The sequence below is a fragment of the Paraburkholderia bengalensis genome (assembly GCF_037126505.1).
In the GTDB taxonomy this organism is placed as follows: domain Bacteria; phylum Pseudomonadota; class Gammaproteobacteria; order Burkholderiales; family Burkholderiaceae; genus Paraburkholderia; species Paraburkholderia bengalensis.
On sequence record NZ_JACFYJ010000050.1, the window covers coordinates 26004 to 45610 of the forward strand.

The window sequence follows — 19607 nt, forward strand, 5'->3', positions numbered from 1 at the left end:
CCATGACGACGAAGCGTGAATTGCTCGCTCGCGGTGACGGGGACCTCAATGTCCCCTTATTGCGGTCCGTCCGTAGCCGGCCGTCCGACTAGCGGCCCTATAAACATCGTAATGCAGGTACGGCCGGACCGCTTCGTTCAGCGATCGAGCCTGTCGCCGCGGCAGCATCTGTGGCCACTGCGTCTCTAGCAACAGGGGATTGATGGATCATCTGCTTTCCATCCGGGCGTTCGTCGCGGTCGTGCGTTTCGGGACTTTTACGAGAGCGGCCTGGCATCTCAAGATGTCGATGCCTGCACTGTCGCGTGCTGTCGGCAACCTAGAAGCGCATACGCAGACCCGCCTGTTACATCGCTCGACGCGTCACGTATTACTGGCTGATAGCGCTCGCGATTACTACACCTGCTGCTGCAAGTTGCTCGATTGCCTGCATGAAAGCGAGTTGCGGCTCGCAAAGGATCGCGAAACACCGCGCGGCGTGATCCGTGTCGCCGTGCATCCTATGGCAATGGAATCGGGCTTGCCGCAACAGGTCGAAGTTCTACGTGCCGAAGCCCCGGAGATTGGTTTGACGATGACTGTCGAGAGCGGGCGCCTCACGCTTGAACTGGGCCACTATGACGTCGCTGTCTATCCGCGCTTGCTGATCAGCGACACAGAGGCAATCCGTCGAAAGCTCATCAGCTCGCCATGGATGCTCGTAGCCAGTGACGCGTACAGGCGCCGTGGCCGGAAGATGCCGACTGCTGACGACTTTTCCGGTCACATGCTGATTTCGTGCGACGGCGCCGTCAGCGAACGCGAGCCGGTCCGCCTAAAGTGCGGAGACACGGTTCTGACTCCCATCAAACCCGCTTCCCAACTAGTGGCGAACGAATCCACCGCCATCCGCCTGGCGCTGGGCGGCCACGGCATTGCCTTACTGCCGCGTATTACGGTCAACCACTATCTCGAGGCGGGGCGGTTGCAGCCAGTGTTCTCTCAATATGAGATAGAACGGACCCCCGCTCAATTGGACATCGCTTTCATCCGTCGGCAACCTCTACCGCGCCGCACCCGCAGTTTCGTCGACGCCTGCCTGCGTCATTTCTCGGATCGCTCACCCCGTCCGGCAAAGGCGTCGCCGCCCATCCTGTGAGGGCGCGGTCTCGACGTCGCCGTTCAGACATGCGGTCGGCTGCGAGCAGATCAATGGCCCACGCTACCAATTATGGCGGCCCGCGGACCTGGACGAGCTCGGCAACCAACGGTATCGGCCGCATCGCACTACCATTCGGACGCGTAACGCAGTGTCAGTGCCACCTGCGATTGGCCGCTCCGCTCGATTGAGTCAACATGTCGCGTATCGCTGTAACCACGCCCCGTTCCCCACCGATCTACTAAAGGCTGTTTGTCCTCGGGCTTGATCTCCACACCTTTGGCCAAGCCCGCCTTGTTATCGACTTTACTCGGCGTGGTCCACCTATGAATCAGTTACGCTCGTTGTTTCATTATCTCAGCCCGTCCTGGCTATCCCTACGTCTGGCCGCCATCGCACCGCTTCCTGTCCGGCTAATTGTCGGTTATGGATTTATCGCGCACGGTTACGCAAAGATCGTAAAGGATCCCGAAAACTTCGCCGCAATCCTTCATGCATTAGGTGTACCGTTTCCGCACCTGATGTCGTGGGCCACGATCGCCGTTGAACTGGGCGGGGGTCTGGCGATCCTTCTCGGCGCCTTCGTGCCCCTCATCGCGACTCCCATGATCGTGGTCCTGATCGTCGCGACATTCAGCGTGCACCTGCAGTTCGGCTTCACGTCAATCAAGCTGATGTCCGTCGTGAACGGCGTGCCGCGCTTTGGGCCGCCGGGCTATGAGACTGACCTCCTCTATATCGGCGGCTTGCTCACGCTTGCATTTGGCGGTAGCGGCCCGTTAGCGATCGATACGCTCCTCAAGCCGTTCTATTTGCGGGTCGCCGGAGCGATATCGAACGATTGAATCGGCGCGACCGTCGGGATCCCATCTCCCTGTAACAGAACCGCCGGTTTTCTCGATTTAACTAGAGTGACAGGCCGCATCACTTGCCTGTCCAGCCATTGGAATTCTCTCTATAGGAACCGATAATGAACGCTCGAATACTCGCCACAGCTGCTTTGACTGCATGTACCTTCCTCGGCACGGCCCACGCTCACGGCATTGGTCAGGACCAGGTACAACCGGAACCGCAAGCGCAACAGGCCCTGCAAAGGCCGAATGCCACATTAGCTTCACAAGCCGACGGCAGGCCTCGCACGGACCCAATGGATAGAGCAGCCTCGATGGCGCCGGCGACAGGCCAGAACGACAGCTGCGTAGGGCCGGCCAGCTTTTGCAACATCTTTTTCGGCGGGAGCTAGAAAGTTCTGGCTCATCGCATCGGGTCGGGACACAACGATATTCCTTGACGCCCAAAGTGTCCTTCTTGAGGGGCCGCGCAAGCATCTCTGACACAGGACGCCGACATCGAGGATCTCATGCAAGAGGTTGCTCGATGGCGTTCACAAGGGCCTCGACACTTTTCGGCCTGAGGCCCCTCTTACCGCCTAGATTAGCGCGTTCGTCCGCTACAAGCTTGCCGATCACTTCGCATGAGCACGCGCCGTGTCCAATTTTTCGAGCCGCTCGACGACGACGCGTCGCCCGCGACGGCCCACCTCGCTGTCCAATGGAACCTCGACGCTCAGCATGATCTCGACCGTCTACTCGCAGCGCTACCGCGCAAGCAGCGCGAATCGAACGTGCAGACCCGGCTAAGGGGCCGGCCTGTCGCCGAGACGGAGACATTGACCGGCCTCACCGAACCTGTTGTCGAGGTTAGTGTGCATCGCCGGCTGAAAGCACTTGCCGCGAAGATCAAAAGGGAAATCCATGAAGACTGACATGCTCATCATGATGCTCGCAAAAGGTCCGCGCGCGCCGTCGCGTGCCGCTGTGCGGCGCCGGCTCGGCACTGGCGTCATGTTCGGTGTGGCCGCCGCGTTATTGCTGCTCGTATTCGCGGTTCCGGGAGGCATACCGGTTCAGGCGCTCGCCGCGCGGCTCGCAATGCCCGTGTTCTGGGCCAAGTTGGCGCTACCTGTCTCCATGACCGCCGCAGGCGTAGCGCTCCTGTCGCGTCTGTCCCAACCGGGCGTACCGACTGAGCGAGCATGGAAACTGCTCTGCGTGCCGATCGTGCTGGTCTGGCTGGTCGCGCTCGCCGTACTTGCGGGCGCGCCGGCGTCGACACGCGAGGCGCTGATTCTCGGCCACACCTGGCGGGCCTGTCTCACCCACATCGTCCATCTCTCGATTCCTGGTTTCGCAGCCCTGCTCATTGCGATGCGTGGTCTCGCCCCGACCCGGCCAGCACTCGCGGGCGCGGTGACCGGCGTACTCGCAGGCGCAATCGGCGCGCTCGCTTACTGCCTGCGCTGCCCCGAAATGGAGCCGCCGTTCTGGGCTACGTGGTATCTGGTCGGCATGTCGGTGCCGGCAGTCATAGGCGCGTGGGTGGGACCACGCGCAATGCGGTGGTGACCGGTTGCGAGAATTGCCCCCGGACGAACCACAGCCCGCATCTGCGTGCGCCGATCACTAGACGTTGAGCCTGCCGCTCAGCCGCGCATGAAAAGCGCGGCTGTGCTCGTCCATTCCGGTGAACTGCACGGCGACATCGAGCTGCCGATACTTCGCCTCGATCAAATCGAGCGCGGCCACCGTCGACGCGTCCCAGATCTGCGACTGCGAAAAATCGATGACGACGGTATGAGGATCGGTTGCGTACTCGAAGCGATCGACGAGTTCGTTGCTGCTGCCGAAGAAAAGCGGACCATGCACTTCATAGCGCACGCTCTGCCCGTTGGCCGACACGCTGCGCGTCGTGCGGATCACGTGCGCGACACGGCGCGCGAACAGCACCGTTGCGAGCAATACGCCGCCGACCACGCCGATCGCGAGATTGCCCGTATAGACGGTCAGCGCAACTGACACCAGCATGACGGCGGTTTCCATCAACGGCATACGTGCGAGGTTCGCCGGCCGCAAGCTATGCCAGTCGACTGTCTTGACCGCGACAACCATCATCACCGCCGCGAGCGCCACCATCGGGATGTGCGCCATGACGGAACTCAGACCCGTGATCAGCGCGAGCAGCGAGAGCGCGGCCGCGAGCGTCGAGACCCGCGTGCGCGCGCCGCCGATGGCAACATTCACGACCGTCTGGCCGATCATCGCGCAACCCGCGATGCCGCCGAACGCGCCTGCACAAAGGTTTGCCAGTCCGAGCGCCCAGGATTCGCGCGTCTTGTCCGAACGCGTTTGCGTCATTTCATCGACGAGCTTCGCCGTCAGCAGCGTCTCCAGCAAACCGACGAACGCAATGCTAACCGCCGTCTGCCAGACGATTTTCAGCGTCCCCAGGTCGAACGGTACGGTCCACGCCGTGAGGCCCGGCAGGTCCGCACGCACCGGCTGGCCCGCGCCGACGGTCGGCACGCTCCAGTGCATCGCGAGCGCGAGGCCGGTTGCGGCGATGATTGCGATCAGCGGCGAAGGAATGGCGCGCGTGAAACGCGGCGCGCCCAGCACGATCGCGAGCGTTATCGCAAAGAGGCCATAGACGGCGGAAGATTGATGCATCACATGCGGTAGCTGCGCACAGAAGATCAGGGTGCCAAGCGCGTTGACGAAGCCGAGCATCACCGGGCGCGGAATGAAACGCACGATGCGCGCGAGGCCGAAGAGCCCAAACGCCGCCTGAATGAGCCCGCCGAGCAGCACGGCGGGAAGGATGTAGCCAGCCCCGTTCGCATGCGCGAGCGGCCCGACCACGAGCGCAACGGAACCCGCCGCCGCCGTGACCATCGCCGGACGGCCGCCGGCCAGCGACATCACGACGAGCAGCACGACCGAGGCGAACAGCGCGAAACGCGGTTCCACGCCAGAGATGAACGAAAATGAGATCACCTCGGGCATCAGCGCGAAGCTCGTGACCACGCCCGCAAGCACTTCACGCAGCCATTCGGCGCGCGACGCGGGCAATGCTATGCGCGATGCGACGCGCGGCGTATCGATCCTGTTCGCAGGAGTTGTCATGACCCTATCCGGTTTGTTGACGACGTCGGGAGCGGCGCGGGCAATGCCCCGCCGCGCGGCGCACGGATCAGACACGCACGACGCATCGAAAGCCGATGTGACTCGTCGACGTGTCGAGCGTCTGGCCCTGTCGCGCGGCAGGCCGATAGCGAAGGCAATAATTCGGCGCGCACAGGTGCGAGCCGCCCTTCACCACGTGGCGCACGTTCGGATCGTCCAGCCTCGACGCGGGAATGCAGCACGACTTCGTCTCCGCTTCGCCGGGCGCCTCGCCATAGCGCGTGGCGGTCCACTCCCACACATTGCCCGCGACGTCGTAAAGACCGTAACCGTTGGCGGGATACGACTTCACCGGCGATGTGCGTTCGTAACCGTCGAGCCGCGTGTTCTGCCATGGGAATTCCCCTTGCCACGTGTTCGCCATCTGCCGGCCGCCCGGCGCGAACTCGTCGCCCCATGGATAGACCGCACCGTCGAGCCCGCCGCGCGCCGCGTATTCCCATTCGATTTCGGTCGGCAGCGCCTTGCCGGCCCACGCCGCGTAGGCACTCGCATCCGCGAACGACACCTGCACGACCGGATGATCCGCGAGCCCTTCGAGACTGCTTTCCGGCCCTTGCGGATGCCGCCAGCTCGCGCCGGGCACGTACGCCCACCACTGCCGATAGTCGCCGCGCCCGACCCGCCCCGGCGGCTGCGTGAACACGAGCGACGCCGGGCATAGCAGCGCGGGATCAGCCTCCGGGTAAAGCGCGGGATCGGGCTGACGCTCGGCCGTCGTCAGATAGCCGGTCGCATCGACGAACGCGGTGAACTGCGCATTGGTGACTGGATGCGCGTCGATCCAGAAATCCGGCGCGCTCGCGCGCCGCGCCGGACGCTCCTCCCTGTAGAAGAGATCGGAACCCATCGTGAAGTCGCCGCCCGCGATGCGCACCATGCCGTCGGTGCGGGCGGTTTCCGTCGATGGGGCCTGTGCCGCCGCCTTTGCGCAAGAGCAGCAGCATGCACGCTTCGCGGGTCGTGCGTCCGTCGTCGGCGCGCTCACCGCATTACGCGTTGAAGACCGACTTCGGGACGAAGTCGAGTTCCGAGCCCGGCGGAATCAGCTCTTCCTTCTTCACGCTATCCTCGAACTCGCGCACGACGCGATGCGCGTGCTGCATCACCCACCACCGCACATAGCGCTGGTTGACCGCTTCGCGTTCCTTCGGATCTTCCTGCAGATGCGTGATCCGTGCAAAGCCGAGCGGCAGTTCCGGATCGTGGAAATGCTGCTGACGCTTGAAGTTGATCTTGAAGTCCTTCCACTTCACCGCGTGCAGTTCGTCCTTCAGCCACACCATGCACGATTCGCGATTCGACGTCGGCTGTTCGCCGAGGAAGAAACGCGTCTGATCCTTGCCGTCGATGAGCCGGTCCTTCGGCGGCTCGGCGCCCGCGAAATTCAGCAGCGTCGTGAACATATCGGTGACGTGCACCATCTCGTTGCTCTCGACGCCGGCCGGAATGCGGCCGGGCCAGCGCGCGAGGAGCGGCGTGCGGATGCCGCCTTCCGCCGAACTGAAGTAGGAGCCGTCGAAAAAGCCGCCGGTGCCGCGCCCCGCGAGATGGTCCTCAGCGCCGTTGTCGCCGCAGAGAATCACGATCGTGTCGTCGGCCACGCCGAGACGGTCCAGTTCGTCGAGCAGGACGCCGAAGTCGTGATCGAGCATCAGCAGGCAGTCGCCCCATTCACCGTTGGTGCTCTTGCCGACGAATTCGTCGCGCGGCGACATCGGGAAGTGCATCAACGAGTGATTGAAGTACAGGAAAAACGGCTCGTCGTTCTTCACGCAGCGCTGCATGAAGTCGATGCCGCGCTTCTGGTATTCGAGGTCGCAGGTCTTCTTGGTTTCCATCGTGAGCTGCTCGTCGAGGAGCGGCTTCGTGCCCTTGCCCTTGAAACCTTCGTGCATGTACGAGTAGCCGTCGCGCTCCGGCACATAGTGCGGATCTTCGAGCCACATGCATTCGTCGTACGTTCGCAGCGGACCATACCACTCGTCGAAGCCGTGATCCGTCGGAAAGCGGCCGTCCTCCGCGCCGATATGCCATTTGCCGAGACACGACGACTTGTAGCCGCCCTTCGCCAGCAGTTCGGCAATCGTGATTTCCCACGTCACGAGACCGCCGCTGTTGCCTCCGAGCGCGATCGTATGATTGCCCGAGCGGATCGGATAGCGCCCCGTCATCAGCGCGGAGCGCGTGGGCGTGCACTGCGGTTCGACCACGTAGTGGGTCAGCTTGGTGCCTTCCTTGCTGAACGCGTCGATGCGCTTCGTATCCGCGCCGCGCAACTTGCCGCCGCCATAGCAGCCGAGTTCGCCCATGCCCAGATTGTCGACGTGGAAGAACAGGATATTGGGTTTCTTGCTCATTGCAAAACTCCATCTGATCGGAAGCGCTATCCCCCGCTTCCCGTTAGGGATACTGATCGATAAAAATGCCGGCGCCCTTCGTCCGCCGTGCGTGACAGCCTCAAAGCATTTCTTCGACGCCGTTCGGGCCCATCTCGATGCCGAAACCGTCGACGCCGCCGAACGCCAGCTCCGATCCCATCGCGGCGAGCGACTCCTCGCGGATCAGGTTTTTCAGCCTGTGAACGAGTTCGACGAACTCGGGCGTGTCGAACATCGCCGGAGTGCGCGGACGAGGCAGCGGCACGCGGATTTCCGCCTTGACGCGGCCGGGCCGCGCAGTCATTACGTAGATACGGTCGGACAGAAACACCGCCTCCTCGATGTCGTGCGTGATGAACAGCACGGACAGCCGGAAGCGTTGCCACATGTTCGTGAGGATTTCCTGCATGACGGTGCGCGTCTGCGTGTCGAGCGCCCCGAACGGCTCGTCCATCAGTAACACCTGCGGATTGGCGGCGAGCGCGCGAACGATGCCGATGCGCTGCTTCATGCCGCCCGACAGTTGATCCGGATAGTGGTTCTCAAACGCGAGCAATCCGGCGAGACCCAGCAGCGTACGGGCGGTGCTTTCCCGCTTTGCGCGCGATACACCCGCCATCTTCTGGCCAAATTCGACGTTCTCGCGCACCCTTAGCCAGGGAAATAGCGAATACTGCTGAAACACCACGCCGCGTTCCGCGCCGGGCTTCCTGATCGGCACGCCGTCCAGCGTTGCCGTGCCGCGCGTCGGCTTCGTGAAACCCGCTACGATGCTCAGCAGCGAAGACTTTCCGCAGCCCGATGGCCCGATCAGCGAAACGAATTCGTGCGGCTCGACGGTGATGGACACATCCTTCACGGCTTCCATCTTCGCGTCGCCCGACCCGAACACGACGCCGATGTCGCGGCAGTCGATCCGACCTTTGTTGGTGTTGCTCATTTGCGCGCTCCGTTCATGTATGAGAGCCACGGCATCGACCACTGGCCGACGAGGCGGATGGCGCCGCCGCACAGCAGGCCGAGCACGCCGATCGTGATCATGCCGAGAACGATGGCCGGATAATCGACCAGCGAATAGGCCTCCCACGTGTAGTAGCCGACACCGTACTGCCCCGAGATCATCTCAGCCGCGATCAGCGACACCCATGCGACGCCCATGCCGACCGTGAGGCCCGTGAAGATGTTCGGCAGCACGCCTGGCAGAATCACATGCCAGAACAACTGCGCCTCGCTCGCACCCAGACAGCGGCCCGCGCGCAGCAACACGCCGTCGAGCGATTCGACGCCCCCCACCGTGTTGAGCAGGATCGGATAGAACGCGCCGATAAAAGTGATGAACACGATCGACGATTCGGTCGTCGGCCACAGCATGATCGACAGCGGCACCCACGCGATCGCGGGGATCGGGCGCATCACTTCGATCGCCGGCATCAGCAGTTGGCTTACGATGCGATAACGCCCGATCAGCAGCCCGAGCCCCACGCCCGACAGCAGGGCGATAAAAAAACCGGCAAAAATGCGCCGCACGCTACTGCCGACGTCGACCGCAAACTTGTGCGAGCCGACCATGTGGCGCGCCTCGCGAAACACGTCGAGCGGCGTCGGTACGTCCTGGAAGCGAATGTAGAACTGCACCCGGTAACGCGTGGCGAGATACCAGAGCACGAACAGCACGCCGATCGATACGCCGGCCAGCGCAGCCTTGATACCGAGCGTGCGTGCGCTGCCGGGTGACGGTGCCCGCAGGCGACGTATTTTTAGCGCCCGTTCCGACGGCGCGGACGGCGTGCGCGCAGCGCTGTCGACTTTCAGATCAAAAGACCGTTCCATGTCACTTTTCTCCTTTGCCGGCGGCGTTCAACGCCTGCTTATAGTCGACCACCTTTGCGCCCGACTTCTTCGCGCTCGCTTCGGCGTCGCGCTTGAGCAGGAACGGCTCGATGTCCGGCTTCGCCTTGTCCGCGCCGCCGAGCGTGTAAAACGCGGCGTCCGCAAAGACCTTCACCCCGAGCCTATCGTCCATCAGATAGACTGCATTGAGTTTTTTGCCCTGCGCGCGGTATCGATCGACGCCCGCGAGCGTACATGCCGCCGAGCTGAACGAGACGATGTCGCCGCCGTCGATCCAGATCTGTCCGGCCCGCGACGGGTCGGCGATCGGCGCATGGCACACGGGGTCGGTTCCCTCGACCTGATAGTTCGAAAAGCTGGCGAGCTGCGCATCGTAGTTGCGACCGGTCTCCCTGAACGCTTGGCGCACGAACGAATTGTCGACCCACCTGTCGATGTCGAGATCCTTCACCATTTCGAGCTTCCTGAGCACCGCGTAGTCCGTTTTCAACGCGGCGACCCATCGCGGCTTGATGGTTGGATCGAGCGTGTCGATGCCGCCGGGACCGAGGAAGATGTAGGCGACTTCCTTGTTCACCCCCGTCCACGATTGAATCTTCTCCGCCGCCTGCGCGGGATTTCTTCGGACCCAGTCATTCGCGTCCATCAGCGCCTTGATATAGGCGGTTACGATCTCCGGATACTTCTGTCCGAAGTCCTTGCGGATCACGACGCCGTGAAACGTCGGCTGCCCGGTCTCGACGCCGTCGAAGATCTTCCGCGCATAGCCGCGAAAAGGCAGCAGTTCCGCGAACGGTACGAAATCCGCATGTGCATCGACGCGGCTTTCCTGGATGCTGGTGCTGCCTACTTCCGGCGACTGATTGGTGAGCGAAAAGTCATCGCTTGGCAATCCGCGGCTTTGCAGCGCGGCGAGCAGCATGCCGTGCGCAGCGGAGCCGAAGGGCACCGATACACGCTTGCCCTTCAGATCGCCGAGATCGTAATAAGGCGAATTCTTCGGCACCACCACGCCGTTGCCACCGCCAAGCGCGTTATATGCAAGCACTGCGACGAGTTCGGTATCGTTGCCGGTAGCGTGGCCCGTCGCGCCGTTCACGAGCAGCGGGTAATCGCCCATCATCCCGATTTGCAGCTTGCCCGCAATCATGCCGTTTGTGATCGGTGGCCCGGAAGTCGCGTTCTGCCACGTCACGTTGTACGTGACGTCCTTGTACTTGCCCGTGTGCGGCAGATATTTGTTCAGCAAGCCCAGTTGCTTGATAACGATGCCGCCCGTGACTGTGTTGGTCGTCGTATCCTGCGTGCCGATACCGATGTCGATCGATTCGGCGTGCGCGGCGCCCGTACCCGCCAGCACGGCTCCCATCGCGACGAGCGAACTGCATAGTGCATGGCCTGTGAAATCCCTGATTCGCATGATGTAACCTTGAGATTGAATGACATGAGATCGCGCGGCCGGCCCATGTCGGACAATGACAACCGGAACGCCGGAGCGGCGCCCGCATGTGATCCAGTCTGACTCCTTAGCGTGCGGCGCCGATCGCCTGCCGCTCGACGTGGACCTTGAACTGGAAAGCATCTCCCCGGTAATACAGCTCCTCGTATTCGAGCGGCGCGCCCGCGCTCGTGTGAATCACGCGCTCGATAAACAGAATCGGCGCACCCTCCTCCACGCCGAGCACTTTGCACACTTCGTCGGTGGCCAGAAGCGAGCACATCCGTAGATCGGCGTGTCCGAGCACGATCTGGCAGTCGTTTTCGAGCACCGCAAACACGTCGCGATTCGTCAGGTCGGCCTTCGCGACGCGCAGACCGATTTCGGACGGCAGATACGACACGTCGAGAGAAATGGGCGCCCGGCTCAGAAAGCGCAGCCGCCTCAGTTCGACGACTCGCTCGCCGCATGCGATGCGGTCGCGAACATGCCTCGGCGGCACGATGCTACGCAGCGACAGCACCTTCGAATGCGTTTCATAGCCCATCTGGCGCATCGACGTGCCGAAGCCCTGCAGGCTGCCGAGATCCTGAAACGCCCGCGGGCGCGAGACGTACGTCCCCTTTCCGTGGATACGGAAGACGAGCCCTTCGTTTTGCAAATTGCCGAGTGCCTGACGCGCCGTGATACGGCTCACGTCGAAGGCTTTCATCAATTCGCTTTCGGATGGCATCTGCTGATTCGGCCGGTACGTTCCCCGCAGAATGCGATCACGCAGGATGTCGGTGATCTGCATATACATCGGGCCAGGCGCGCCGAGATGTATCGGTGGTCCGTCCTCGGGCATGTTGCTCGTCGCAGGTGAGGGAAAGTCGTCCGCATGCATGGCAGTAGTTATAACTCGTCATTACAAGTTGATTTTTAGAAGGCAAGAGCCATGCCAAGATTTTCCCCATGTAAACCGCCGTATTTCCGGCTTGCACTGCCGCCGGTTTGCCCCACAAGCGAACTTGGCTGCGGCGCGCGGTGCAGGCGCGTCTCCGGCTGGTGCACGCTTTGTGTGCGTCATGCCAGCGTGCAGATCCACGCGAGCGTTTGGAAGCGGATCAACAGCGAGAGGCCGACTGCCGTCGTCATAAACGGCGCGATGCGTGCCGCTGCAACGCGCAGCGCGCGTATCGGCATCGGCGAGCGCGCCGTGAAAAACGCACAGGTGCACAGCGCGGCCGTCAGCACGACGAAGTCCGTCGCGACCCACGCCACGTCGCGCGGCGTCCGGCCGACCAAAAGACTCGAATACACCAGGACGTTATCGACTGCGCCGGACGTGGCGACGAAACCCACGGTCGCGACACGCGCCAGTCGCCCCTTCCCGAAGAATGTCGGATGCTCGGGCTCACACACGCGGGCGTCGCCGGCCCGACGCAAACCCGCGATGCCCTTGAGCCCGACGACGAGCGGCACAATGCCGACAAGCCCGACGAACGGGCCGTCGTAACGCCATCCCAACTGTCCGATCGCAAGGGAAAGCGCGAGCTGCGCCCCTATGCTGACGAACTGGCCGGCAACGACCTCCGCCGCGTGAAACCGCGCGTTGCCGAAGAATACGAGCAGAAGCGCGTAACCGTCGACGTTGGTCGACACGTACGCGGCCGTCACCGCCATCATTAAGGTAGAGAGGAGCCCGTTCAATGTGCGCTCCCGTCTTGTCCATCTCGTCCCGAAGGAAGTTTGGGTTCTTTCCTCATACACTCTCCGCTTGTTATGACATGATATGTTCAGTGTTCACTGCGCAATGCAAATACGATGCCATCCGACGCACGGCGTGTACGCGACGGTATAATCCTTCGAGAACCAAAACCGCGCGATGCGGCCCATAGAACATGCCCAACCGTCACCCCTCGTTCGATCTGGATTCCCCGATCCCGTTTTATCAGCAGATAAAGGAAAAGCTACGCGGCAGCATTCTCGACGGCACATATCCACCGCACAGCCGGATGCCGTCCGAGAGCGAACTGCAGGAAATGTTCGACGTCAGCCGCATTACCATTCGTCAGGCGCTCGGCGATCTGCAGAAGGAAGGCCTGATTTTCAAGGTGCACGGCAAGGGGTCGTTCGTCTCGCAGCCCAAAGCCGTGCAGAACATCACTTCGTTGCAAGGCTTTGCCGAAGCGATGTCGAGCGAAGGGCACGAAATTTTCAACCGCGTCATGTCCTTCGCCTTCGTGCCCGCGAGTTCGGAAGTCGCCGCAAAGCTCGGGCTGGAAGAAGGGACGCCGGTCGCCGAAATACACCGCGTTCGGCTGCTCAACCGAAAGGCGACGTCCTACGAGATCACCTTCGTGCCGGAGTCGCTCGGAAAGAAGCTCCAGCGCGCCGACCTGATCACGAGAGATATTTTCCTTATCCTCGAAAACGACTGCGGCGTGAAGCTGGGCAGCGCGGACCTCGCCATCGACGCGACGGCGGCGGACGCTGCCATGGCGTCGGCGCTCGAAACGAGGAAGGGAGCGCCGTTGCTGCGGGTCGAACGCCTGACTTACGATGTCAGCAAACAGCCCATAGACTTCGAATATCTGTACTTCAAAGGCGGAACCTTCCAGTATCGATTGAAAGTGGACCGTAAGCGGCCAGCCACCGCGCGGGGCCAGCGCCAGGCAAAGGAAACGAAAGCCTGAAAACGGGTCGCGCCAAGCCGCGACGGGGGCGAACTTCAGTCCAACCGCACAACTGAACGCAACGACCGCCACCAGGACGGCGGCAAATGCACGGACCGGCATTCGCTATAAGGCGCACAGCCGCGCCATCAACATGCCCTGCAGACCAGCAGCAAATGATGACGGCCACGTCGGCGATCGTGCGGTGAACCGGGGCTTGCACCAAAATACGCGCAGGCGCTCGCACAGCCCCTCACACCGATAATGCAATTCGAGGTCGCCGTCGACACGCGCATTGGCAGGCGCAACGAGGTATCCATCCACGCATGAAAGTCGACGGGATAGGCTGTGGGTCGCGACGTCGACGAGACACCATAGCTCGTTAAACCGGGCGCATGCCGTCGCGATCTCACTGCGCGTGGCCAGTGGCCTGGGTTGTGCCTGGCGTTAACCGCTAGTAGCTGCGTTGCGTTCACGAGTCAGTTCATGGATCAATTCCCAGAACGCACTGGCAGCGGGCGATAGCGAACGGTCAGGGCGACGAACTGCCATGATCGACCGGGACAATGGAGTTCCGGAAAACGGCTTGTCGACGAGCAACGGCCGGTGCTGTAGTGATACGGCTAGCTGCGGCATCAGAGCCAGACCGATGCCGGACTCCACCATTCGTAAGACGGAACTGGGTTGCGCTAACTCCAGTACAACGTCGACGTTCACCTTCTGATGCACGAGGTGTTGATAGATGAGATCGTGGCTACCAGAGGTACTCGCTAGCATGATCATCTTTTCGCCGCTCAAATCCTCCCACCGAAGTGCTCGTTTGTGAGCAAATCTGTGAGTCCGCTGACACACGAGATGTATCGGGTCGGTCATCAATGCGGAGCAGAGCAAGCCGGGCACCTCTGCAGCTCCACCGATTACGCCAAATTCGATTTCGCCGAGCCCAATTCTCCGGCACACCTCCGCTGCGGAATCGTCACGCAATCCAATCTGGACGTGAGGGAGGCGCGACTGCGCAGCTAGCAACCACTCCGGCATCAGCGAGGTGGCTATCGAGGGCACGCAAGCCACTAGAACGCGGCCCTTACGTTGTTCGCCGATATCACGTATTTCTACAAGACATGCCTCCAGTTCGCCCATCAGGCGTGCTCCCGTTGCGGCCAGCTTCTCACCAGCATCCGTCAGCCTCACCTGTCGAGTGGTGCGGTCCAGCAAGCGCAGTCCAAGCTCCACTTCCAATTCTCGGACGGTCGTACTAGTGGCTGACTGTGAGAGGCCAATAGCCTCAGCGGCTTTGGTGAAGCTGCCAAAGTCGGCGACCGCAAGAAAAGCCTTCAGCTGACGAAAACTTACATTCATATGTTTTGTAGATGAATGGATTCGATATTTCAATTTGAATTATATATAGCGCGAAACTAATCTGTCGACATGCTTCAGCGACGTTTCGCGAGGCAGCGCTGGCGGCGATGTGAGTCGTCACGCGAGCGGATTCGAACAAGGAGACGACTATGGAAATTCTCGGGACCTCACCATCGATTAACACGTTCGTGTTCGACGCATACGGCACGTTATTCGAAGTGCATTCAGCTGTAAAACGATACGCAACTCGAATCGGCCCTAAGTCGCAGGAGATGTCCGAGATGTGGCGGGCGCGTCAGGTCGAATACTCGTGGACATATAGCCTGATGGGTCACAAAACGGATTTCTGGCAACTGACTCAGCAAGCGCTGGATTATTCGATGGCGCGCTTCGGTCTTTCGGATGACAAACTGCGAACGAATCTGATGAACGCGTACCTCGAGCTACATGCTTATCCTGAGGTGCCGCACATGTTGCGCACGCTCAAGGAGCGCGGAGCGCGTGTCGTCATCCTCAGCAACGGAACCGAATCCATGGTCCGTAGTGCAGTGCAATTCGCCGGACTTGCAGACTGGGTCGACCAGATTTTGTCGGTAGATGAAGTGGAAATCTTCAAGCCGCACCCGAGGGTTTATGAGTTGGCTGTTCGTACTCTCGATGTTTCTCCAGACGCTATCAGTTTCCAGTCGTGCAATCCTTGGGATGCGGCCGGCGCTGCCGCCTACGGATTCCGCGTCGTCTGGATTAATCGGAATGGACTGCCAGTGGAATATCCCCATATCGGTCTGCGGCGCGAGGTGAAGTCGCTGCACGGCCTGGCTGACATCTGGAGTGTCGACCACGTGTAGCCCCCCCCAACACTTCATCCGCAATCGAGCCAGGAGACAAAATCATGTGCGAATGCCCACTCTGCAATTGGCAAAGCTCTACGAAGATTCGCCCAGGCGATGTACAGTTCCTCATCAATCCAGAAGCACCTGACGGCGTGCAATCAGCCAATCTGATTGGCGAAGTCAAGAAGCCGGGCTTCTATGTTGCGCGATTCAAGTTGCCAGCGTTCATGAGACAACCTGCGCATACACATCCGGACGACAGAACCTACACAGTGATCTCCGGAACAATGTATTCAGGTGTTGGTGACAAGTTTAATCCCGACGCGCTCATCGAACTCGTTCCGGGAAGCTTCTACAACATGCCTGCTAACACGCCGCATTTCTCCTGGACTCAGAAGGGGGAAGTCATCATGCAAGTGACTGGTCATGGACCGAGTGGCTTTGCATATTGCGACCCCGCCGATGACCCTCGCAACAAGCGTTGATTGATTATCCGAATATCGCTATCACATCCGGCATGGCTCGCATTGCACCCTGATTTGATTGGACTGGCAGCAGTGTGAGCGCGGTGAGTTGAGGAAAACGGAGGAGACCAGCATGATCAGATTCCATTTCGAACGCACCCATGCGGCCGAGATCGGCGGTATCCGGACGGTACACAAGGCGAGCTTCCCTGTCCGTGCGCGTGTGACGATGTTGTTATGCAGCATCTACGCACTCATGTATCTGGACCGTATCAATCTCTCGGCGGCGGGCACTGCGATCAAGGCCGAGTTTGGCTTGTCGAACTCTCAGCTCGGCATGGCGTTTTCGGGATTTTCGTGGGCCTATCTGGCGACGGTGATGTTTGGAGGCTGGGCAGCGCGTCGATACGGACCGCGTATCGTGCTTGTGTCATGCGCTGCCTTGCTGGGGCTTGCCACGGTCGGTACGGCGTTCGCGGCCGGCGCACTCAGTCTGTTCATCATCCGTCTTCTTGTGGGCGCGGGAGAAGGGCCCGCGTTTCCAGCTGCGACACAGGCGATGCGAAACTGGTATCCACCTGAGAAATTTGGCTTTATCCAGGGCATTACTCACAGCGCGTCCCGTCTTGGCGCAGCCCTCGCCCCACCACTGGTCGCGCTCCTGGTGCTGGCGTCCGGCTGGCGCAGTTCTTTCGTGCTCTGCGGGGTTGCCGTGCTGGCATGGAGTTGCGCGTGGTGGTTCTATTTTCGAGACGATCCGCGCGAGACAGACATTCCGGTGCCAGCTTCAGCTTTGGACGTCGGTTCCCGGGTGGTCGATTCGAACACACTGACGCCTATATGGGCGTTGACCAAGAGAATGCTTCCCGTGACTTTCGTGATGTTTACCTATGGGTGGGTGTATTGGATATTTGTTTCCTGGCTTCCACTCTACTTCATCAACCATCACCACGTCGACCTTCGGTCGTCGGCATTTCTGACGAGCGTGCCGCTGATGGCTGGCATGATGGGTAATACCGCTGGCGGCATGTTGTCGGACTGGCTTTTGCGGCGCACGATGAATCATCGTATTGCTCGTTGCAGTGTTATAGCGGGTTCGCTGGCAGGATGCGCGGCAGCACTAGCGCCGGTTGCGCTTGCTCATAATCTGACGCTTGCTTTGCCTTGTCTGGCGCTTGCGATGTTTCTTCTGGAGTTAAGCATCGCACCGATGTATGCCATCCCTATGGATATATCGAGGGAATTCGCGGGGCTTGGTAGCGGCTTCATCATTATGGGTGTCGCGCTGGCAGGTATCACATCACCGGTGATCTTTGGATGGATTATCGACGCAACGGGAAACTGGAACATACCGTTCGCCACAGCGGTTGCCGTACTACTTGTAGGTGCAAGCGGAGTCCTGCTTGTTCGGCCTGATCGACCACTCGTGTCGTAACGCAATTGCACCAGTCGCGATGTCGCGTTGAATGAGCATCGCAACTCGGCAGTCCTGCGCCGGCTCAGTTCGCCGTGGTGAGTTCAATCGTCGATTATGTCTCTTGGATTGGCGCGCAATTCAGCGACGCCGACGACCGGCGCGAACTCTTCGTGCAAGGGATGCATCGGATCGAAGAGCATGAGCGCGCGCTGCTTTCCTTGTTGCTCGACGGGGTCGAAGCACAGTGTGGTCTGCGAGCCATCGAAGGCGTGCGGGTTTTCTGGGATCACGACGATCTGACGCGCCGGGACCTGATCGCGGGAATAGGCTTCGATGATCTTGAGCCAACCGCAGCCGTGCGCGCATACGAAGAGCGCGGCGTGATCGTGTATGAGCGCATAGCCACAAGCCTCTACTCTGGGCGCATGCTGAAATCGTTCGATCTCGACGGTGCCGTGCGCATATCTCCGTTGCATTGCCATGCGCCGAGTGATGTTGCGAGGTTTTTGGCGGCGACGGAGGACATTGCGATCGCGTGTCGACTCTCCAGATAGTGGAGGGTGAGACATGGACTCATCGAAATCTAGTCTGGCGCTCGCTGCGCATCGTTCGACTCACAAGGCCATTGCACGACTGGATCCTGACGTGTACGAGCCTATCAGGGCGAACTGCATACCCTTCTGGCGTCGGTTCAGAAAGCGCTCGATCAGAAGATCTCCGCAGATACGGCCTCAATCTAAGCGCTAAGACATAGCAACGGTGCAGCGGTCGCAATGTCATGGTTGCGACCGCCGCTCCAAGCCACGATTGCCACTCAGATACCTGCGAGGCCTTGCAGGCTTATCTTTGACTGGGTGTTTGCCGGTTGCTCTCCAAGCTTCGCAAGTGAACCATTGCCGCCAATCGAGTACGCGACAATCTTGTCGTCGCCCGCATAGTCCTGGTACAGGAACTTCCCATCGGGGCTTATCCAGGAGTCGTTTGCGAATGCAGACGTCTGGCCCGCTACCGGTGTCTCCGTCGCCGCGACGGCATTCACGAGGCTCAGCTTGCCGGTGCCGTCAAGCGCGAACAGTGAAACAGCCCCACTGCCATTTCCCACATAAGCGAAGTGATTATCGGGTGTGAGAGAAATCCAGCACGGTGCCTGCTGCCCCGTAACTGTCACTGGTCCGCTAAGGACACTGAAAGCGCCAGCAGACGAGAAAGAGTATGAACTCGCTGTGCCACCTGCAGCTTCCGTCACCGCAAAGACAGATGACAACGGGCCCGACGCGAAGCGACCGCCAAACGGACCAACACCTGCTGAAGCGCTCGACACTGGCATTCCGAGGGAACCATCGCTGTTGATCGGGTACGCAAGGAGCATGTTGAGCGGCGTCACCGGAGATACAGACTTAAGAAAGCCATTCACGACGACAAATTTTCCGTCGGGGCTGATCGCTACCTGTGTCGGAAGCGCATCCTGATTCGCGACCACATACTGCGCAATCTGCGTCAACTTCCCGTCTTGTCCCACGCGATATGCGCCTAGCTCCTGCGCGCCCTGCTGATGGGTAACATAGAGCACGTCATTTGAAAATGCCAGTGAAGTTGGGCGTACACCACCTGTTGGCGATACAGCCTGCACCGTGAGGTCACCGGTCGCACCGATCGCGAACGTGGTGACGGAATTGTCGCCCGCATTCGCTACAAATAAGCGCGACTTGTCGGGCGACACAATGACGCTGTTGTTACTGGTCAATGCATCAGGAGCAGTGATGTTGCCCATGAAGTAATTGACGCCGTTTGTGCCCTTGCCGCCCGTCAGCGCACTACCCTTTGCGACCAGGGTTCCGTCCTGATTTCGGGTGAAGTGAACCACGGCGTTGTTTGTATCATTTGTCTGTGCGAAGAGTTGCGCAACAGTCGTAGTGGGTTTGCCATTATCCGATCCGCCACATGCCGCGAGGAAGACAGACATAGTTGCCGCCGCTGCCAGCCTGAGTTTCATTCTTCACCTATTTCTGTGAGTTAGATGTTCGTCACCGGGGGGAGTCGCCGTCTT

Annotated in this window: 18 protein-coding genes and 1 pseudogene; 9 read left to right on the plus strand and 10 right to left on the minus strand. The window is 60.6% G+C overall.

From position 1 onward, the window contains the following. The first annotated feature begins 202 nt into the window (after positions 1 to 202). The 4 genes from H3V53_RS25660 (at position 203) to H3V53_RS25675 (ending at position 3543) form a co-directional block, all read left to right on the plus strand. Entirely contained in the window at positions 203 to 1138 is a 936-nt protein-coding gene (locus tag H3V53_RS25660) for a LysR family transcriptional regulator (RefSeq protein ID WP_336600342.1), read from the plus strand. Between the two features lie 326 nt (positions 1139 to 1464). Continuing rightward, positions 1465 to 1983 (plus strand): DoxX family protein, encoded by a 519-nt coding sequence (locus H3V53_RS25665; RefSeq protein ID WP_336600343.1) that lies wholly within the window; start codon positions 1465 to 1467, stop codon positions 1981 to 1983. Between the two features lie 629 nt (positions 1984 to 2612). Next, positions 2613 to 2903, plus strand: a complete 291-nt coding sequence (locus tag H3V53_RS25670) for a hypothetical protein (RefSeq protein ID WP_336600344.1) — start codon at positions 2613 to 2615, stop codon at positions 2901 to 2903. Beyond that, positions 2893 to 3543, plus strand: a complete 651-nt coding sequence (locus H3V53_RS25675; protein WP_336600345.1) for a DUF1109 domain-containing protein — start codon at positions 2893 to 2895, stop codon at positions 3541 to 3543. Before H3V53_RS25670 ends, H3V53_RS25675 begins: the two co-directional genes overlap by 11 nt. A 57-nt stretch (positions 3544 to 3600) precedes the next feature. Here the strand turns inward: H3V53_RS25675 and H3V53_RS25680 are convergent, their stop codons facing one another. From H3V53_RS25680 to H3V53_RS25715, 8 genes are all read right to left on the minus strand, one after another. Beyond that, on the minus strand, positions 3601 to 5100 hold the full coding sequence (locus tag H3V53_RS25680) for a SulP family inorganic anion transporter (RefSeq protein ID WP_336600346.1): 1500 nt from the start codon (positions 5098 to 5100) through the stop codon (positions 3601 to 3603). 67 nt (positions 5101 to 5167) lie between these two features. Beyond that, a complete protein-coding gene (locus H3V53_RS25685; protein ID WP_336600347.1) occupies positions 5168 to 6040 on the minus strand; it encodes a formylglycine-generating enzyme family protein in 873 nt (290 codons plus the stop codon). Between the two features lie 112 nt (positions 6041 to 6152). After that, complete coding sequence (locus H3V53_RS25690) at positions 6153 to 7520, minus strand: sulfatase-like hydrolase/transferase (RefSeq protein ID WP_054921685.1); 1368 nt, start codon at positions 7518 to 7520, stop codon at positions 6153 to 6155. Between the two features lie 100 nt (positions 7521 to 7620). Next, positions 7621 to 8481: an ABC transporter ATP-binding protein gene (locus tag H3V53_RS25695; protein WP_336600348.1), complete on the minus strand. Its 861-nt coding sequence runs from the start codon at positions 8479 to 8481 to the stop codon at positions 7621 to 7623. Next, positions 8478 to 9371, minus strand: coding sequence for an ABC transporter permease (locus tag H3V53_RS25700; RefSeq protein WP_336600349.1), 894 nt, complete (start codon positions 9369 to 9371; stop codon positions 8478 to 8480). The genes H3V53_RS25695 and H3V53_RS25700 overlap by 4 nt, the downstream gene beginning before the upstream one ends. Before the next feature lies 1 nt (position 9372). Next, a complete protein-coding gene (locus H3V53_RS25705) occupies positions 9373 to 10812 on the minus strand; it encodes an ABC transporter substrate-binding protein (protein WP_336600350.1) in 1440 nt (479 codons plus the stop codon). Between the two features lie 106 nt (positions 10813 to 10918). Beyond that, positions 10919 to 11677, minus strand: coding sequence for a GntR family transcriptional regulator (locus H3V53_RS25710; RefSeq protein WP_336600351.1), 759 nt, complete (start codon positions 11675 to 11677; stop codon positions 10919 to 10921). A 218-nt stretch (positions 11678 to 11895) separates the two neighbouring features. Beyond that, the gene (locus H3V53_RS25715; RefSeq protein ID WP_336600352.1) at positions 11896 to 12522 is read right to left on the minus strand and encodes a cadmium resistance transporter; all 627 of its coding nucleotides are present in this window, start codon (positions 12520 to 12522) and stop codon (positions 11896 to 11898) included. Between the two features lie 191 nt (positions 12523 to 12713). Between H3V53_RS25715 and H3V53_RS25720 the strand changes: the two genes are divergently transcribed. Continuing rightward, a complete protein-coding gene (locus tag H3V53_RS25720; protein ID WP_336600353.1) occupies positions 12714 to 13508 on the plus strand; it encodes a GntR family transcriptional regulator in 795 nt (264 codons plus the stop codon). A gap of 426 nt (positions 13509 to 13934) precedes the next feature. Here the strand turns inward: H3V53_RS25720 and H3V53_RS25725 are convergent, their stop codons facing one another. After that, positions 13935 to 14879, minus strand: coding sequence for a LysR family transcriptional regulator (locus H3V53_RS25725; protein WP_336600354.1), 945 nt, complete (start codon positions 14877 to 14879; stop codon positions 13935 to 13937). Between the two features lie 116 nt (positions 14880 to 14995). Between H3V53_RS25725 and H3V53_RS25730 the strand changes: the two genes are divergently transcribed. From H3V53_RS25730 to H3V53_RS25745, 4 genes and pseudogenes are all read left to right on the plus strand, one after another. Beyond that, positions 14996 to 15694 carry a haloacid dehalogenase type II gene (locus H3V53_RS25730; RefSeq protein WP_336600355.1) on the plus strand — a complete coding sequence of 233 codons (699 nt, stop codon included), beginning with the start codon at positions 14996 to 14998 and terminating at the stop codon, positions 15692 to 15694. A 44-nt stretch (positions 15695 to 15738) separates the two neighbouring features. Next, entirely contained in the window at positions 15739 to 16164 is a 426-nt protein-coding gene (locus H3V53_RS25735) for a cupin domain-containing protein (RefSeq protein ID WP_336600356.1), read from the plus strand. A 112-nt stretch (positions 16165 to 16276) separates the two neighbouring features. Beyond that, positions 16277 to 17578, plus strand: coding sequence for an MFS transporter (locus H3V53_RS25740; RefSeq protein WP_336600357.1), 1302 nt, complete (start codon positions 16277 to 16279; stop codon positions 17576 to 17578). Between the two features lie 41 nt (positions 17579 to 17619). Beyond that, a pseudogene (locus H3V53_RS25745) lies at positions 17620 to 18114 on the plus strand (aminotransferase class V-fold PLP-dependent enzyme); the annotation flags it as partial. A gap of 260 nt (positions 18115 to 18374) precedes the next feature. Here H3V53_RS25745 and H3V53_RS25750 read toward each other — a convergent pair. Continuing rightward, positions 18375 to 19553: a lactonase family protein gene (locus tag H3V53_RS25750; protein WP_336600358.1), complete on the minus strand. Its 1179-nt coding sequence runs from the start codon at positions 19551 to 19553 to the stop codon at positions 18375 to 18377. Positions 19554 to 19607: the final 54 nt, after the last annotated feature.

Coding starts and splice junctions, on each gene's coding strand:
- H3V53_RS25660 (WP_336600342.1), top strand. CDS start 203: ATGGATCATCTGCTTTCCATCCGGGCGTTCGTCGCGGTCGTGCGTTTC.
- H3V53_RS25665 (WP_336600343.1), top strand. CDS start 1,465: ATGAATCAGTTACGCTCGTTGTTTCATTATCTCAGCCCGTCCTGGCTA.
- H3V53_RS25670 (WP_336600344.1), top strand. CDS start 2,613: ATGAGCACGCGCCGTGTCCAATTTTTCGAGCCGCTCGACGACGACGCG.
- H3V53_RS25675 (WP_336600345.1), top strand. CDS start 2,893: ATGAAGACTGACATGCTCATCATGATGCTCGCAAAAGGTCCGCGCGCG.
- H3V53_RS25680 (WP_336600346.1), bottom strand. CDS start 5,100: ATGACAACTCCTGCGAACAGGATCGATACGCCGCGCGTCGCATCGCGC.
- H3V53_RS25685 (WP_336600347.1), bottom strand. CDS start 6,040: ATGGTGCGCATCGCGGGCGGCGACTTCACGATGGGTTCCGATCTCTTC.
- H3V53_RS25690 (WP_054921685.1), bottom strand. CDS start 7,520: ATGAGCAAGAAACCCAATATCCTGTTCTTCCACGTCGACAATCTGGGC.
- H3V53_RS25695 (WP_336600348.1), bottom strand. CDS start 8,481: ATGAGCAACACCAACAAAGGTCGGATCGACTGCCGCGACATCGGCGTC.
- H3V53_RS25700 (WP_336600349.1), bottom strand. CDS start 9,371: ATGGAACGGTCTTTTGATCTGAAAGTCGACAGCGCTGCGCGCACGCCG.
- H3V53_RS25705 (WP_336600350.1), bottom strand. CDS start 10,812: ATGCGAATCAGGGATTTCACAGGCCATGCACTATGCAGTTCGCTCGTC.
- H3V53_RS25710 (WP_336600351.1), bottom strand. CDS start 11,677: ATGCCCGAGGACGGACCACCGATACATCTCGGCGCGCCTGGCCCGATG.
- H3V53_RS25720 (WP_336600353.1), top strand. CDS start 12,714: ATGCCCAACCGTCACCCCTCGTTCGATCTGGATTCCCCGATCCCGTTT.
- H3V53_RS25730 (WP_336600355.1), top strand. CDS start 14,996: ATGGAAATTCTCGGGACCTCACCATCGATTAACACGTTCGTGTTCGAC.
- H3V53_RS25735 (WP_336600356.1), top strand. CDS start 15,739: ATGTGCGAATGCCCACTCTGCAATTGGCAAAGCTCTACGAAGATTCGC.
- H3V53_RS25740 (WP_336600357.1), top strand. CDS start 16,277: ATGATCAGATTCCATTTCGAACGCACCCATGCGGCCGAGATCGGCGGT.
- H3V53_RS25750 (WP_336600358.1), bottom strand. CDS start 19,553: ATGAAACTCAGGCTGGCAGCGGCGGCAACTATGTCTGTCTTCCTCGCG.